The organism is Coprococcus intestinihominis (assembly GCF_040096555.1).
In the GTDB taxonomy this organism is placed as follows: Bacteria; Bacillota; Clostridia; order Lachnospirales; family Lachnospiraceae; genus Coprococcus_A; species Coprococcus_A intestinihominis.
In genome coordinates, this window is sequence record NZ_JBBMEK010000014.1 from 1 (window position 1) to 15741 (window position 15741).

General features: G+C 42.9%; 19 protein-coding genes and 1 tRNA gene. All 20 read right to left on the reverse strand.

Features of this window, described 5'->3' with window-relative positions; all coding sequences use genetic code 11:
- On the reverse strand, positions 1–508 hold a 508-nt coding region (locus tag WMO25_RS02105; RefSeq protein WP_349083806.1), incomplete at its 3' end, for a hypothetical protein.
- A gap of 4 nt (positions 509–512) precedes the next feature.
- Positions 513–3035, reverse strand: coding sequence for a phage tail tape measure protein (locus tag WMO25_RS02110; protein WP_349083808.1), 2523 nt, complete (start codon positions 3033–3035; stop codon positions 513–515).
- Positions 3036–3224: 189 nt separating this feature from the next.
- Positions 3225–3575 carry a hypothetical protein gene (locus WMO25_RS02115; protein WP_349083810.1) on the reverse strand — a complete coding sequence of 117 codons (351 nt, stop codon included), beginning with the start codon at positions 3573–3575 and terminating at the stop codon, positions 3225–3227.
- Position 3576: 1 nt separating this feature from the next.
- Positions 3577–4137 carry a hypothetical protein gene (locus tag WMO25_RS02120; protein ID WP_349083811.1) on the reverse strand — a complete coding sequence of 187 codons (561 nt, stop codon included), beginning with the start codon at positions 4135–4137 and terminating at the stop codon, positions 3577–3579.
- Entirely contained in the window at positions 4130–4537 is a 408-nt protein-coding gene (locus tag WMO25_RS02125) for a hypothetical protein (RefSeq protein WP_349083813.1), read from the reverse strand. Before WMO25_RS02125 ends, WMO25_RS02120 begins: the two co-directional genes overlap by 8 nt.
- On the reverse strand, positions 4527–4889 hold the full coding sequence (locus WMO25_RS02130; RefSeq protein WP_227082206.1) for a hypothetical protein: 363 nt from the start codon (positions 4887–4889) through the stop codon (positions 4527–4529). Before WMO25_RS02130 ends, WMO25_RS02125 begins: the two co-directional genes overlap by 11 nt.
- Complete coding sequence (locus WMO25_RS02135; RefSeq protein ID WP_349083815.1) at positions 4879–5235, reverse strand: phage head closure protein; 357 nt, start codon at positions 5233–5235, stop codon at positions 4879–4881. Before WMO25_RS02135 ends, WMO25_RS02130 begins: the two co-directional genes overlap by 11 nt.
- Positions 5213–5518, reverse strand: a complete 306-nt coding sequence (locus WMO25_RS02140) for a hypothetical protein (protein WP_349083817.1) — start codon at positions 5516–5518, stop codon at positions 5213–5215. Before WMO25_RS02140 ends, WMO25_RS02135 begins: the two co-directional genes overlap by 23 nt.
- A gap of 21 nt (positions 5519–5539) precedes the next feature.
- Positions 5540–6730: a phage major capsid protein gene (locus WMO25_RS02145; RefSeq protein WP_349083819.1), complete on the reverse strand. Its 1191-nt coding sequence runs from the start codon at positions 6728–6730 to the stop codon at positions 5540–5542.
- 14 nt (positions 6731–6744) lie between these two features.
- The gene (locus WMO25_RS02150) at positions 6745–7530 is read right to left on the reverse strand and encodes a head maturation protease, ClpP-related (RefSeq protein WP_349083821.1); all 786 of its coding nucleotides are present in this window, start codon (positions 7528–7530) and stop codon (positions 6745–6747) included.
- Positions 7523–8623, reverse strand: coding sequence for a phage portal protein (locus tag WMO25_RS02155; protein ID WP_349083823.1), 1101 nt, complete (start codon positions 8621–8623; stop codon positions 7523–7525). The genes WMO25_RS02150 and WMO25_RS02155 overlap by 8 nt, the downstream gene beginning before the upstream one ends.
- A 68-nt stretch (positions 8624–8691) precedes the next feature.
- Positions 8692–10368 (reverse strand): terminase TerL endonuclease subunit, encoded by a 1677-nt coding sequence (locus tag WMO25_RS02160; protein ID WP_349083865.1) that lies wholly within the window; start codon positions 10366–10368, stop codon positions 8692–8694.
- The gene (locus WMO25_RS02165; RefSeq protein ID WP_227082199.1) at positions 10349–10708 is read right to left on the reverse strand and encodes a P27 family phage terminase small subunit; all 360 of its coding nucleotides are present in this window, start codon (positions 10706–10708) and stop codon (positions 10349–10351) included. The genes WMO25_RS02160 and WMO25_RS02165 overlap by 20 nt, the downstream gene beginning before the upstream one ends.
- Before the next feature lie 104 nt (positions 10709–10812).
- Positions 10813–11199, reverse strand: a complete 387-nt coding sequence (locus WMO25_RS02170; RefSeq protein ID WP_349083824.1) for an HNH endonuclease — start codon at positions 11197–11199, stop codon at positions 10813–10815.
- Between the two features lie 16 nt (positions 11200–11215).
- Positions 11216–11288: transfer RNA gene (locus WMO25_RS02175), tRNA-Ile, on the reverse strand.
- Positions 11289–11427: 139 nt separating this feature from the next.
- The gene (locus WMO25_RS02180) at positions 11428–11865 is read right to left on the reverse strand and encodes a hypothetical protein (protein ID WP_349083826.1); all 438 of its coding nucleotides are present in this window, start codon (positions 11863–11865) and stop codon (positions 11428–11430) included.
- Positions 11859–12311: a hypothetical protein gene (locus tag WMO25_RS02185; RefSeq protein WP_349083827.1), complete on the reverse strand. Its 453-nt coding sequence runs from the start codon at positions 12309–12311 to the stop codon at positions 11859–11861. Before WMO25_RS02185 ends, WMO25_RS02180 begins: the two co-directional genes overlap by 7 nt.
- Positions 12312–12597: 286 nt before the next feature.
- A complete protein-coding gene (locus tag WMO25_RS02190; RefSeq protein ID WP_349083829.1) occupies positions 12598–13029 on the reverse strand; it encodes a single-stranded DNA-binding protein in 432 nt (143 codons plus the stop codon).
- Positions 13030–13324: 295 nt separating this feature from the next.
- Complete coding sequence (locus WMO25_RS02195) at positions 13325–15076, reverse strand: DNA primase family protein (RefSeq protein WP_349083831.1); 1752 nt, start codon at positions 15074–15076, stop codon at positions 13325–13327.
- A complete protein-coding gene (locus tag WMO25_RS02200; RefSeq protein WP_349083833.1) occupies positions 15069–15716 on the reverse strand; it encodes a putative HNHc nuclease in 648 nt (215 codons plus the stop codon). Before WMO25_RS02200 ends, WMO25_RS02195 begins: the two co-directional genes overlap by 8 nt.
- Positions 15717–15741 lie beyond the last annotated feature (25 nt).

Below are 15741 nucleotides of genomic sequence, written 5' to 3' on the forward strand. Positions count from 1 at the left end.
TGAGCCTAACTGCTGTACGGCTAATTGGATAACCATACTCATAGCCATATGGATACGCCTTTGCATCCGATGCCGCTTTTGTATCAGATGCGATTGGCTGAATAGATATCTTTTGTTCATATACCCATACCGGATGGTCCGTCACGATCTTCAGATTGACTGTCTGCCACCCATTGTCAAAGAATGCTTCTGAAGGTTTCGCTGCATATATATAGCAGCTCAGATAACATTCATTGACATATAATGCACCTGGCTTTTTCTTTCTTACATCACCAAGAAAAGCAGCCATCATTTCATCATATGATTGCTGCCATTTCATATCGAAAGTATCCGATACATTGACCTTGATTTCATGCGTCTCAACTTTTTCTTTAAACTCAGTGATCTTATTGTCTTCTGTATCATATGACAATTCAAATTCAAAGAGATCCAGATCTGCAATGCCATATTTCTTTCCATCAAACATGATTTTTTTCGTTTTATCGCTGTTCTCGTAATAGACATTCATTCTTTTACTCCTCCATAAGACGTAAAAATTCACGTCTGTTCATTGAAAAGTAATATTCCTTCTTGCTGTTGCGCTGAATGATATTTTCAAGCTTTTTATAATCAATACACTGATCAAACCTGCCGCCAATCATATCTCCGAGCATATCAGCCAATGGTGCCAGTGAAGTCCGGTTTAACGGAAGCGCATACTCAGGGTCAGCTTCCCCTAATCCAGAAACCAGCGAAGGACCGTTAAACAAACCACCTTCTGCATACCACTTGATGCCGAATGAAGGAACTTGTGGTGGATTTAATGAGAATTTACCTGTAATATAAGGATGCGGAAGTTTCAAAGCCGGAAGGCTCCATGTAAAATGGAAAAAGCCTTTAATCCTATCGATAGCGCCTTTAACCGCATCTTTGGCACCATTTATTTTTGATGTAATGCCACTCTTAATACTGTCAAATTTTTGTATAGCAGCCGACTTTAGACCTTCTACCTTGGCCACAGCTCCGCTCTTTAGATTTTCGAACCCATTGATTGCAGATGTCTTCAAACTGGTTACTTTATTGATTGCACCACTCTTTAAACTCTCAAACTTTTGTGTTGCTGAATCTTCCAACATTGTCACCTTGTCGATTGCTCCTGTTTTCAACGCCTCAAATCCGTTTACAACACCATCTTTCAATTCAATAGCTTTGGCTTTCAAGTAATCCCAATTCTGCCATACTAATATACCGGCACCTACAACCGCAGCAAAAACTCCCGCCGTGGCCAGCAACGGAATATTCAAAAGCGTTACTTCTCCGGCCAATATAGGAGTCAGGAAATTCGCTACAGTCGTTACAGTATTATAAGCCGCCATACCTGCAGCTGCTCCTGCAAGCATTCCTCCTAGGACTTCAAAAGACTCCTTATTCTCCATGATATACTGGCCGTAGTCTTTTAGCCCATTGACGGCAACATCAATCCCATTACCGATAGCTTCAAAATCCACATTGTCTGCGATACATCCACCAAGAGTTTCAACTTCATCTATGACAGTTACAATCCCATCGCCAATGGCTTCAAAGTCTACTTTATCAGCTACCGTCTCCAATACAGGGATCAATTCATCCTGTACTTTCGGAAGGACTTCGCCTTCTATCTTTCGGCCGATTCCGGCCACGGCAGAACCAAGATCATCATATTTGACATTATTCAGATCTTCAAGGGCGCTGCTTGTCAATGAGATATCGCCTCTGGTATCCATCAAGGCCTGAACTGCAGTTTCTCCGAGATCTTCCCACATGGTTCCCATCAGGGCCTGTCCAAGCTGATAACGCTCCTGTTCATCCTCAACTTTCATCAATGACGCAATAACATCCTGCATAGCCTGTCCGGCAGCCTCACCGCCTTCATTGACTTTTTGTTTCATTGCATCCACATTGTAGCCAAGGCTTTCAAGGGCTTCATCAGCGCTGCTGTCCTGCCATCTGATATGATATTCCTTTACGGCATCGCCTAATTTGTCAATACTCCATGTACCGCTTTCAGCACCGTTTGCAAGCATATTGAACATATCCTGCGCAGAATATCCGGCATCCTTAAACTGAACAGAATACTCATTGATGGTATCAAGCAGATCATCATTCTGATCCAGCCCCTTCTGAGCACCCTGGACCATCAAATCAAATGCTTCTTCTGAAGAAATACCAAATTGATTCATCATCGAATTTGCCGCACGGACGGATTCAGATACTTCCCACCCAAACGTATCTCTGAGAAGAATGGCCCGCTCAGTTGTATTCTGCAGCTCATCACCGGTCTGACCTGTCTGTTGATGGATTGTAGCCATGACATCCGCTATATCCTCAAGGCCTTCTCCAAAGTTATCCATGTACACGTTGTACATGATATCTTCAAACTCCTGCATCTTGTCCGCAGCCATCCCGGTTTTACCCTGAAAGTTATTCAGGGCTTTTTGTCCGGATACAGCTTTTTCAGCAAAACTTCCAACAGCATCTGTTAATTTTTCCACGCCTGTACGGATCAGATCAGACGCTAGATTTGCTTTAAGAAGATCTCCAAATTCAACAGATTTTGCGCCGGCACTATCCATAGACTCTGTGAAATCTGCAAGGGCTTCGCCTGTGGCCTCAGTTGAATCACAGACATCTTCAGTCACATCGGACTGCTTGTTCAATTCTGCATTACATTTATCAATTTCGTTCTGAAGTTTCTGTTCGGAACGCATATTATAATTCAATGCTGATTCAAGATCTTTAACTTCTTTCGAATCTTCTCCAAACAGCTCCTTCGCCTTCTGCAGTTTCACATTCATGAGCTCTGTCTTTTTCTGCGTTTCAGCAAGTGCATCAGACAGAAGGTTCGTCCGCTCTGACAGAAGATTTGTATCTCCGGAAGCACCTTTCAGCTTCTCTGCGTTCAGCGATAACCGAGAATTAAGGACCTTGATTTCATTTTGCGTACTCTTTAAGCCATTATTAATATCCTGCGTCTCTGCCACAAATTTAACTTTGACTTCACTATTTTTACGTGCCATTTCTCACCATCTTTTCTTCCTCATACCGCATAAACGCATTATATGCTGAATAGTTTTCTGCAACTCCCGTTAAAAAAGCATACTCGGTATTCCAGAACACTTCTTCAGGAATCCCGAGTATTAAAACATAATAAGTATAATAATCTTCGATATCTTCCAGGACGATATCAGGAAATCTAATTTTATGTCTTAATTTTCCCGTCCGCTGTTTGAAACGTTCCTGGAAGGTTCTGTTTTTTTTCTCCCTGTAATCCTCAGATACAGGTTATTGACATAATTCACATCATCCGGAATACAATCAAGGAATTCTGGATAATCCATAATTTTATTATCCGGGTTATCCATAGCAGCACATATATACGCAAAATACAGTACATCTGCAATCTGCATATAATCATCAAGGCCTCCCATGATGACTTTGCCGCAGGCTGCATATGCCTCCGGATATTTTCCCTTTGCTCTGTACTGTCTGGACATAGAAAGAGACAAACTTAATGTTTCTCCAGTGCTGGTTCTCATATCATATACACATGTCTTCATATTATGCCTCCACTAATGTTCTGCTAAATGCTGTCATCCACTGCTGAGGGATTTCAGTACTGCCTGAATCAAGATCTGCAGGCAGACACTCATACATACAGCAGCCACCCTCATCTGGGCTCAGATCAAACTCAATGTCCAACTCTGCAACCTCTTCTGCACCATTTTCAATCTTACGTGTAAAATCAGATGCAATTGAACAATTCGGGTAAGCCTTATATTTAAGATCACCCATTTCATCAAATACTTTGGCCACATACGCAAAGTTCGGCAAGGCTCTTGTCCCCCAGCTTCCTACTCCTTTTTTCAGACTAGAATCAACAATTGCAAGCATCTTCTTATAGGCAGACCATTTGATATGGCCGGTCAGCTTCAATTTGCCGGTGCCTTTCTGATATGCCTTTTTAAGGACTTCAACACCTTCGCATGTCTTTGTTACAAATCTGATATTCAGCGTCTCTTCTGCTGTTCCAACGCATCCGATTTTCTCAAATGCTTCGTCATCACCGACTTTAATTGACGACTCTTTAATCTCAAATTCTGAAAATCCGTCATTATACATTTATCGCATCCTCCAATCTATCACATATTGCATCTACAATCTTTTCTTCAGACTTTTCAACGCCACGCTCCATGAACCACTTGCCGCCATGATGATGAATCGTATTGCTGCCATCATTCGGAAAATACAAATATTTATATTTTTTTGTGGCATTAACTTCTACAGCCAGATTACTGTTAATATGGCTCAAAGATTTTGAACTTTTCGCTGGGCTTGCTTTTCCCCTCCAGGGTTTTCTTCCAGATGCAGGCATATAACTCTTAATATTCTGAATAATAAGTGGACCGCCTATCTGATGAAGCACATCATTAACGGCTTTTTCAACATCTCCCGGAAACTGACGAAATTTTTCCTGCAGCCTGGCTGCATCTTCTTTTTCAATATAGAACTCATTCGCCATATACTTCACATCCTTTAGCAGGAAGTGAAAACGTGATCGTTGCCACTTCAACTGACAAATCCGTGTTTCCTTTTAGGAAGTACTCAAATTCAATATCTTTATCCGCAAGCCTCAGTCTTGTGCCCGCGAGAACCCGCTTAATAAGCTCATAGACATATCCTTCAGGCACATAGTTTTCACGGACTATGTGCACTTCGTAATACTCGCAGAAGTCCATCTTCGACTTGCCGGCTTTGGATATTGTTGACCGATTAAATGTTGTATAGTTCCATTTTTCCGGAGCTTTCGCAACCTGTCCATAGTACAGATTCGAATCCATGGCTTCCAGAATCTCCTTAAGTTTATCCAGCAATCTCCCGCACCTCCTCAAGATACAGATACAGATTCTTCTTGTCGTTGTCATAATCAATCTTGAATATATCATACAGAAGCTTACCATGGAGAACCTTCTGATCCGTTGTCACGCCCGGCCGATAAGGTACTTTAACTTTCAGTGTCAGTTTTCGGCTCACTGATTCAGCGAACTCAAAATCTTCTCCGCGTCTGCTCATCTCAACAAATGCAAGCTTCCTCAAATTCTTCAGGTCACTTTTTTTAAGCTCATTGACTTTTGCCCCAAAACTGGTCTGTGTATTCACAGAATCACAAACATACAGGTATCCATCTGTATAAACATCAAGCTCCTTCTTCTTCGTCATCGGCATCCTGCATCTTCCTTTCCACCAGAAGCTGGTTCTGATATGTAATGATATCCGCAAGATAAACATTCTTAAATTCATCCCCGCAACCGTTATGCTTGTACAGGCAATAATTCAGGAATAGATCTCTTGCAGGTCCGGGCGCGGAATAATCAATTTCCGCACCCAGAAGCTGATTCAAGTCAACTTTTGTATCCTCTATCATGTCAGCCAATTCTATATCTGTATCATCATCCGACCATGAGACTTTGAGTTTCCTCTTTACCCTGTCAAGCAGATCCATGCCTCATCGCCTCCTCTTTCATTAAGCACTTGCTGATGAAGCAACGTTTTTAACTGTAATGTATGTAGGGTCTAACTTCGAAATATCAATCAAAATAGCTACTGTATTGTCGAATGCCTTACCCATGCCATACAGTTTGATTTTCAGTGTTCTCATATCCTCAAGGAATTTGAATTCATCAGAGAATTCAATATTGCCCTCTTTTGATAATCCAATACCAAAGAAGTATTCATCCGGCAGGCAGATGATAGCCTGTCCTTCTGCTACTTCATTACTTCTGACAACTTCTGTTGGGAACGGGAATACATCTTTTGAATATAATCCCATGTTATTCAGCACTGTTGTTGCAGGCATGATCTTTGTCAGATAATCAATCTGATTACAGATCATTGTCACCTCATCAAATTTTCTCAGTCTGCCCTTTTCTGTCTTTGCAAGTGTAGCGAGCAGTTTTCCATAATCCGCCGGCAGGAATGATGTAACTTTAACAGGTGTTTTCTGCGGATAGCCGGTTGAACTGTTGACGGATACCCCATCATGGATATCTCTGTCCAGACCAATCGGACAATTATGGCCATTACCTGATACAATCGCAGCCTCAAGACCGCATGCAAGTGCTTCCTGAAGAACCGTTCTTACATAGTTATCAAGATAAGTCGGACCAAGATCAAGCATATCTTTGTCAATAAGTGCATAAGCAGTCAGTTTACACTGTGCAAGTGACACAACCTTAAAACTGGATGTGATCTCCTGCGTGATCTGGCTGTTAATAGTGCCCCAGATTGCTTTCTGAACAGTATGATCATTCAGGATGAATCTTGTAAGATACTGCACATTTGTAAAGCTGATTCTGCTCAGCAGCGGATGCTCATCAATCAGATTCCTATAAACATCTTCAATAATCGTTTCAGGCATTCCATTCCCGCTGATCAGTGTCGTTAATGCCTGCTTAGGTGCCGGATCCTTTGCTGCCTGGATCAGCTTCTCATAAAACTTTGTTTCCTCAGCCGTCAGCTGGCGGTAACCTCTCTGCGCAAGAATAGTTCTGTCACCATCAGCTTCAAGGTAATCCTGCTTAATAGATTCCGCTACAGATTCGTGGAATTTTGTCATTGCTTCCTGGATTTCTTTCTCATCTCCTGACAGAAAAGCTTTCTGCATAGCCAGACAAGCTTCTTTCTGCTGTTCTCTTGTAATCGTTGTTCCTAACATTCTGATACCTCCTGTTATTTTGCTAATGCATTAAAAAAAGCAGCCGCTCTCGCACTGCCCGTTAACTCATTTTTAGTTTTCTCTTCGCCTATCTTCGGCTCGACATCGAGCTGAAGCGCCGGATTGTCATAAATCTCAATTAACTTATCCATTCGCTCAATCAGCTTTGGAATACCTTCCGGCCATTCTAATTTTGCAGTCAGCTTATCATGGATAATGCCACGGACACTCTGAATTGGTTCTTCGCCCTCATCTTGCTCGGCAATTTCTGTTGCAAAGCCCATCTCAAGCGCTTCAGCAGCTGTGATCCAGGTTTCATTGTCCATCAGGTCTTTGATCTCATCTTCTGACAGTGCGCTTACTTTCTTGTATGCTTCAATGGATGACTGATTGATCTTGTCATTGTTTTCAGCAGCTTTTCTCAGCTCTTCTGAATTGGCATAACCAACATAAGACATCGCATTATGGATCATAAGCAGTGCCAGCTCTCCCATAACTCTTGTATCACCGGCGCAAAATATAATTGACGCTGCAGAACATGCGAAACCATCACAGTATGTTGTTACCGAAGCCTTATTTCTCCGGAGCGCCGAATAAATAGCCAGCGCCTCCGCCACTTCACCGCCATACGAATTGATGTATACATTGATTGCATCCACATCCAGGCTGTCAATTTCCTGTTTGATATTGTAGGCGGACACATCTGATTCCAGCCAAGGCCAGGATGTGATATCACCATAAATATTCAATGTTGCCTCTTTGCCGGTAACTGTCAGCTGATAATACTTTCCCTTATTCATTATTCTCACCTTCTTTCATTGCTTTTACCTGTTCAAAGTTCTTTGACATATAATGCTGCTTGCTCCAGAACTCGTCGCACGGCTTCAGGCCGGCTTCAAGTCGAAGTTCATCAATATCCTTGACAAATCCGCTGCCGACCAGTTTATAAATCGGGTCGGCCAGTTCAAACATATCTCTATGAATGATGCTTGAAGTCCGGACTTCGTAATAATTGCCGGCACTGAAATTCTTAAATCCGGCTTTCTTATTGAGCGCTTCCGAGATTAAATCTGCGTATGGATCCACAGAAAAAGTAAGCAGCTCATTAACAATATCCTTGATATTGGTAATGTTACCAGTCATCAGGGCCAGCGGCACATTGTAGGCTGCGGCCGTCATCTCAAATATATCCTTCCGGAGTTTGATAAAATCATCCGCGCTTTTTGATGTCTGGCTCTCTTCCGGCTTCAGATCATAGCCGTCAAACTCAGGATAAACAGCTGTATCACTCTTCAGATAATCATTCAGCTGTTGGGTAACCGTATCTTTAAAAACCTTCAGGAATTTTTCATCACTCGGCTTATAACCTGTGATATGCAGCTTATATTTTCGTCCGTTTGTCCGCTTAAATGCATTCGCTGCAGTTTCAATCAGCTTACCATACTCGGTATACAAATTATTCAGGATATCAATGATTCTCTTATCCGTCAACTTCAGCAGGTATACCTGATCAGCATAATAGTTTTTCTTCAAAGACAGATTGCCTACAACTGCATTGCAGTATACATTTCCTCTAAAAGGCCGTTCTTCTTTTAATCCAAACGTATCCACACAATACAGATGCTTATTTTCCTCAATAATCAATACGCCCTTTTTCCCATTCGGATCAGCAAGCAGCTTCTCCATTACTTTGTGCCAGAACTCCGATGATGTCTGGTTAATGTTTGGTGATACATTTAAAAGATAATAGTCTTCATTCTGAACCGGCTTATTATCTATGTATACCATGATCTCAGATTTTGAGATCGCATTGGCAATGATATTCGTTGCCGAACAGACCGCCATCTGCAGATAATACAATGACGGAGATACATTGAGTGTAATCGTATCCATATCACCATATTTTTCTGAATTTATAAATGCTTCTAAAAAATTTTTCAATGATATTCCCATATCGACTCCTAAATAGTGATTACCGGAAGACTGTACAAAGGTGCCTTGACCGCTGAATCTAATTCAGATTCAACACACATGGACATTACCAACGACATCCAAGGGTCTGTCTTCCGGGATTTTGATTCAATCTTTGCATAGACAAATGAGCCCTTATCTGCCCCTTCTTTTCTGCCGTAACTGATCAGTTTTGTGTTGTTGCAGCCCCATCGAAGAACCGGATTATCGTCCCAGACGAAATTGTGATTTACAAAGCAGCTGTCAATCACCGGTACTACCTGAATAATATCCCTCTGGGTAATCAGCTTGATTTTCTTCTCCTTTGCTGTAAATCCAATGCCTTCCAACGCCCTCTTCAATAGAGCATATCGGTACGTATCAATAGCAAGCTTTCTGATATCGTAACGGCGTCCAAGCCCCTGAATATACTCAGCGATGATATCCGGATGAATCTCAACATCATCCACCACAGTCAACAGGCCATTGGCTTCCCATTCTTTCCATGGACACTTCAATCTCGGAATGTCCTTTGAATGACTGCACAACCAGGAATGATTGATATCATAACGCGTATCTCCATCCCTGAAATGAAAGTTAACAGAAGCTAAATCTGTTACCTTCATGTAATCAATACCTACTGTACAGCTCATACCACTCAGATCCGGTATCTGCCGGTCTGTTGCAATAATATTAGCCCACTCAGTGACGCCGCCTTCCTTCTGGACATCATGGATATTCATTCGTTTAATCATGAATGCCGGCAGCCTGAACGGTGATTTCTTCCACTCATGGAACTCCTTCCTAATCTCAGCCAACAGGTTTGGCAGATATGGCAGTGACGGGTTGGCCATTGGCCAGTTTTCCTCATCATACACATCATTGGCGCAGTTCAGTTTACAGATAAATGGCAGCATACCGTTATCCGGATCACCGTTCCTCAGAATCCCCTCTGATGTTTCCAACAGGTCATCCAACGGGCCCTCACGGACATCCCCATCCGTCGTATAATACGACCTTCGCGGATGCTGCTTTTTACCAAGACCAGTCGTAAAAACGTCAATATCCGCATAATTCAGATACTGATGAACCTCGTTGAATATAACGATGCCGGATCTCAGGCCATCCTTCCCCTTCGGGTTATGTGTACGCCCCTTGATCTCTGCCCTGTTCTTCTTTCCGACAATCAATTCTTTTGTCCAACTAAAAAATCTCCTCAGTTTTTTTGTAAACTTTGGAGATTCAAATACTGCGATCAAATCCTTGACCGGCCGTGTGGCCTGGTCTTCATTGTTCGCACAGATATCAACATCATATTCTTTTACAGGATTATATGGACTGGTCAGGCACATTGATTCATATGCGATCATGCCATCTTTTCCGGCACCACGGCCAAGCAGACAGAATAAATCCGGCCATCTCGGCATTCCGGTGTCTTTCCAGTATGTACAGTCATGCAGCACAAGCACGAATTTTTCCCATGGGAACAAATCCCAAGGAAAATACTTCTGCAGTGAAAGATATCTCTCCGCCTGTTCTTCATCAACATAGATATCTTCCATCTGAAAGCATTTAATCACATAATCAACTAAAAGATGCTGTTCTTCGCAGCATCTGATCTCGCCATTCTTGACGATATCAATCCATTCCTCAACATGCGGAGATATATTATAACAGCTCATCATCATCACCCTGGACATCTACCGGCGGAGACAGCCCCAGAGCGTCAAGCAGCTTTAGCATCTGGGTATTGACCTTCACCAACTGTTCAATCGAATCATTTTTCTTCCATCCTGTCTGGCCACCGCCATTATTGTACTTAATCAACGTGCCTCTTTCCATTATATCCTTCACAAGCAGCTGCTTTGTGATCCAGAAATCCATATAGTCTTCAATCAGATCAGAATATGTCTTTCCCAGGACACCATTCCTTTTCAGTTCATCTGACAGATTTTCCTTTACGGACCTGTATCTAGCTGTCCGTTTTAAGCTTTTAACTTCCTCTTTTTCCATTACCTCAAATGCCAATCATACCCACCCCCCTCATGTGTGCGAATCCAGCTACTCTGTCAATATCCTCCTCCCGTTGTTCGTTCCCCTTTTTGAAATAGGGTAATGGGGACCCGGGGGTATTACCATCGCTCTTCGTTGACATATTTTTCTTTCTGGGCAGCACCTGCTGCCCTCTTTGCCGACTTCTCAGGATGTAATTCATTATGACACGCTCTGCAGACCGCAAGCAGGTTGCATTGTCTCACGCCTCTGGCATCCACGTACCACCTGCTCAGTGCCAGCTCAGGATGTTCACGTACATGCATCACATGATGCACCGTGTCTGCCCTGGTGACGATGCCCCGCTCTTTGCATGGCTGACATTCATAATGCTGCTCCCGGAGAACTTCTTCCTTCAGTCCAGCGTACCCACTCCTGCCACTCCATTCTCTGCTCTTATAGAACTTCCACAGCTGGTCATCCTCAATCAGCTGATTAATCCATCTTACTAACTGTGTCTCAGTCATAATGCCACATCCTTCATGGACCCTGCAGGATTCGAACCTGCGACTCTCTGCTTATGAGGCAGATGCTCTGACCGCTGAACTAAAGGTCCGTAACAGAAAAGGCGCCGGTAAAACCAACGCCTTTTATTCTTCGTGATATTTTATTATATTTATTGCATGATACTACTATAGCACCAAACAGCGTCCTTTTCAATCCTTTTAAGCAAATTTTCCAAACATATTTTCGTTTTATCCACATAAGCGTCTTGTCTGATCCATGACAATCACCAGTTCATCCAATACTTTGTCGATAGCATCCACTTTCCTCAGGTACTTTTCTTTGCCTGTTGATTCATACTGGTTCAAGGTATAGGCCCGTTTCTTCACCAGATTCAGGTATCGTGTTCTCTTCTTTTCTGTCATGGTAAGGTATTTGATATCATACTGTCTGAACAGATCAACATATGAAAAACTTTCCAGATATCCTTCTTCCAGCCGGACTGTAATCAGATGTTTGTAAATACCAACAATCGGACACACAACTCTTCTGGCCGCAGCCTCATCTCTCTTCTGTCCTTTCCATCCATCCCATTTAAGAACCTGAACCAGATCACCAATCTGCAGCCGGCTTCTCAGTTCCCTTATCATCTGATCAGTGATTGCACTGTTTACCTTTTCAGTCAACATGTCCCCTCGCCTCCTTCTTCATTCATCTTTGCCAGGATCATTTCCAATGCATCATTATACGAACGATAATATGAATCCTTTGATATATGCAATGTTCTGCGGATCTCCATCGGTGTCATCTCACCAACATACAGCATCCAGAGAATTGTGCAGCCTAATTCATTTTCAGCTGCCATATTGATCAGTGTTACTGCTCTTCTCATATCCGATACCGAATGCCACATAGCATTCAACATACCGAGCTCTGCTTTTTCATAGGCAAGGCATATACCAGACACGCTGTCCCCGTGACTGCTCCCACCTCCAGAAGCTGCCTTATACACGACAGCTTTAAGCGAATCCTTATAGTCAAGGCAAGCTGTCGCATATAATTCTTTCTTCACCCCAAAAACGGATGCAGACATTTGATACTTTCTCAGCTCTTTAATCAGGCCAACTCTATCCATCTTCATCGCCTCCTATACCACATTCATAAATCTGTTCATGAATGATTGCTGCCATTGTGGCCGGTCCGTTTTCTGATCAGGCCATTCCATGTTCCAACATTCCCTGCAGTCTACTTTCATACCCACTAATTTCTTTCGCTTACATTCTGTTATATTACTCCCAGTCGTATCCAAAAAAGGATAGCTATCTGGACACCCAGCCACACCACCTAAATGACCACAACCTACATTTTTCGGACACATCTGAGCTACCTTCTCTTTTCTTGTCATATAGTCACATCTCCTTTTAACTAAACGGCAGTTCTTCATCCAATCCATCAGGGATATTCATGAATCCATCAGAGCCAACAGCCGGCACATCGTTACTGATCGGTGCATTGCTGTTCTGTTCAGAAGTTCTCTTACTCTCCGCAAACTCATGAGATTCAACGATGATATCTGTTGTATAAACCTTCACGCCGTCCCTGTTCGTATAACTTCCTGTCTGAATACGTCCCCTAACAATCAGCTTAATTCCTTTATAAAAATATTTTTCTGCAAACTCAGCCAGCTTTCCAAACTCAACACAATTGATGAAGTCAGCCTGCTGATTCTCTTTGGAATAAATTCTATCAACCGCCAATGTATATCTGGCTACAACTCTATCTTCATTACCATTCTGGCTATGTCTTACTTCAGGATCTCTTGTTAATCTACCTGATAAAATCACATTATTCATTATTATTCTCCATTTCTTTGATGTGACAGGTTGGTGACAGCTTTGTGGCAGTTTTTATTGAACTATCTGCCACGCCTAAACCCGCATAAATACTGAACTTTTTTGACACCGTGGCAGCTGTGGCAGTTTTTTTGAGGTTGGTTTATTATTTTGATTTTTTTTAGAAATCTTTAGGACTTGAAAAAAGTTGCCACATCTGCCACGCTTCGCTGAAAGCCGCATAAATACTGGTATTCCAGCGTGGCAGTTTTTTTCTGAAATCTGCCACAACCTGCCACAAGCTGCCACAAATCTGTCACTTAAATGGCACTTCAACACCTGCTGCCTGTGCATCAACGAAATCCTCTCCCTTCTCATCCAATCCCTCTATATACCGTCCAACTGTACGGTCTTTGCCTTCCTTGTATCCCTTGTCTACCAGATTTTTATAAAACTTTGCCCGTCCAATGGCCTGCCTGTCATTCTCTTCACAATACTTATCATACAAATCATACAGCACGGTCCTGCTGCATCTGGCACCTGCTGCCGGCTTCATACAATCTTCCAGCCATGCCTTTACGCTGTCAGCATCCTTGTACAACTCATTTACCAACCGCTTGCTGTTCTCTGACTCAGGTATACGCCCTTTCTCATACATCTCATGCAGCCACCTCACGGCCATGAATATAGAAAACTGCACCTCTGACTGCAGCTTCTCATCCAATCGCAGGTCTATCTTTGCCGGCTTCACATTCATTTCCAGGATGAGCAGACGTCTGTAGAATGCATTACTCTTCTCATCCAGGTTCAACGGTATCTTGTTTGCTGAGAATAACAGCTTCGCATAGCTCCTGAAGGACCGGTTCGCATCCATACCCTTACGTTCAAAGATAATCTCATCATCCCCGGTACACTTCTTCAGCACATCCACTGCATTCAGTGGCGCCGTTGAGATATCTGCACATGAATTCATCAGCTTGCCAAACAGATTTGATGGATAAAACCTCTCATTCAAATCTGCCAGGGATACATTCACATAATTCGGCTTGCCGACTATGTACTCTGCCAGTGCAATCAGACGGCTCTTGCCTGTACCGCCCTCGCCTTTGATCATCATGAATTTCTGCATAGATGTGTCACAGGTCATGCAATAGCCCAGATATGTATAAAACATCTGCCTGTCACCGCTGTCTGGAACCGCTTCCTTCAGGAACTTTAATGTATTCTCGCCTTTCACCGGCTGAAAACTGAATTCATGCGGTATCTGGTTCATACTCCTGTATTCCGGGCTGTGTGGATGTATCTTCATTTCCTGCACATCCAGCATCCCATTTTTGAAGTTTATCCACCATTTGGGATAATTGTTCACCGTCTCAAAGGAAGACTGCAGCGCCTGCTGCCTGATGAGCAAATCATATACCCGCTTGATGGTCGCTGCCTTAATCTCATTACGGTACAGGCACGCCTGTATCTTATTCATCAGCATGATACCGTTCGTATCCTCCTTAAATACGCCATTCTCATATACAAAGGCAATCCCATCTATGACAAACATATCCTCTGTATCCATCAGATACTCTACGATAGCCACATCGCAGACGCTTGTACATTTCCCATTTTCATCATAGTTGTGAAACTGCTGCAGATCCATACAGGTATCCTGTCCTTCAAACCGGTTGATGAACTGTTTAAGCGTCTGATCCAGCTCTTCCTGCCGATCATAGTTGCCCAGGTATTCTTTATTCCGGAAAAGGGTATATCCTGACTGCTTATAGACAATTCCGTTCGACTTAAAGAACACTTCCAGCTCATCATTCGTCTTCTTCCTGAAGCATGCCGGCACAAAGACATAATCCATCAGGTTTGTTCCTGTATTGATGATGCTCTTAATATATTCCTTAAATCCATCCAGGCTGAATGCATTTTTCTCTGCTTCTGTAAGCCATAGCGTAGAATAACCGATAGCAACCACATTCTGCATGATTTCCATGTTATCGTTGATAAAGACGTACCGGTGCTTTTCATCCGGATCCTGCTGTATCATTTTCTCAAAAATATTTTTAAGCATGTGTCCTCCAACGTTCTATTCCGTAAACCTTATACTTCTTTTCAAAATCTTCCCGGCCGATCTTGTGATATTCCGTGTGATGCGTCCGACACAGGCACATGATCCTGCTGCCGGAATCATCATACTTTCTTCTGTCATTACCCATGCCGATAGCATCCACATGATGAATCTCTCCCTCACGCCCGCACAGGCAGCACTTCCGGTGTTTAATACACGCGATCAACGCCCTGTCTATCTCTTCCGCCCTGTTGGTCAGATTATCTGTCAGCGGTATGCCGTTCTGTATGGCATACTCCAGAAGAAAAGCGATATAATCACGAGCGGTGTCCATCGTACAATCTGACAATGAGAAGGCCTCTTTCCTGTAGGCCTTCTCACACTCTGCTTTCAATGCCTCGTGGACATATGCCTTTTCATCTTTACTCATATATCCACAGTATTCAGCAATATCCCGCTCTGTAGCATATGCTTTCTTCCTCTGCTCCGGAGAGATAAAACGTCCATCCATGATGACCAGACGCCCCATACTGATGCAGTGCTCAATAATGTAATTAGCTACATTGGCATTTTTTGCCTGTATAAGCATCTGCGTTCCATCCATATCTTCCTTGACTCCCTTGATACTGCAGATTACTTCCACTTTCATCCCTCCTGCATTCACATAC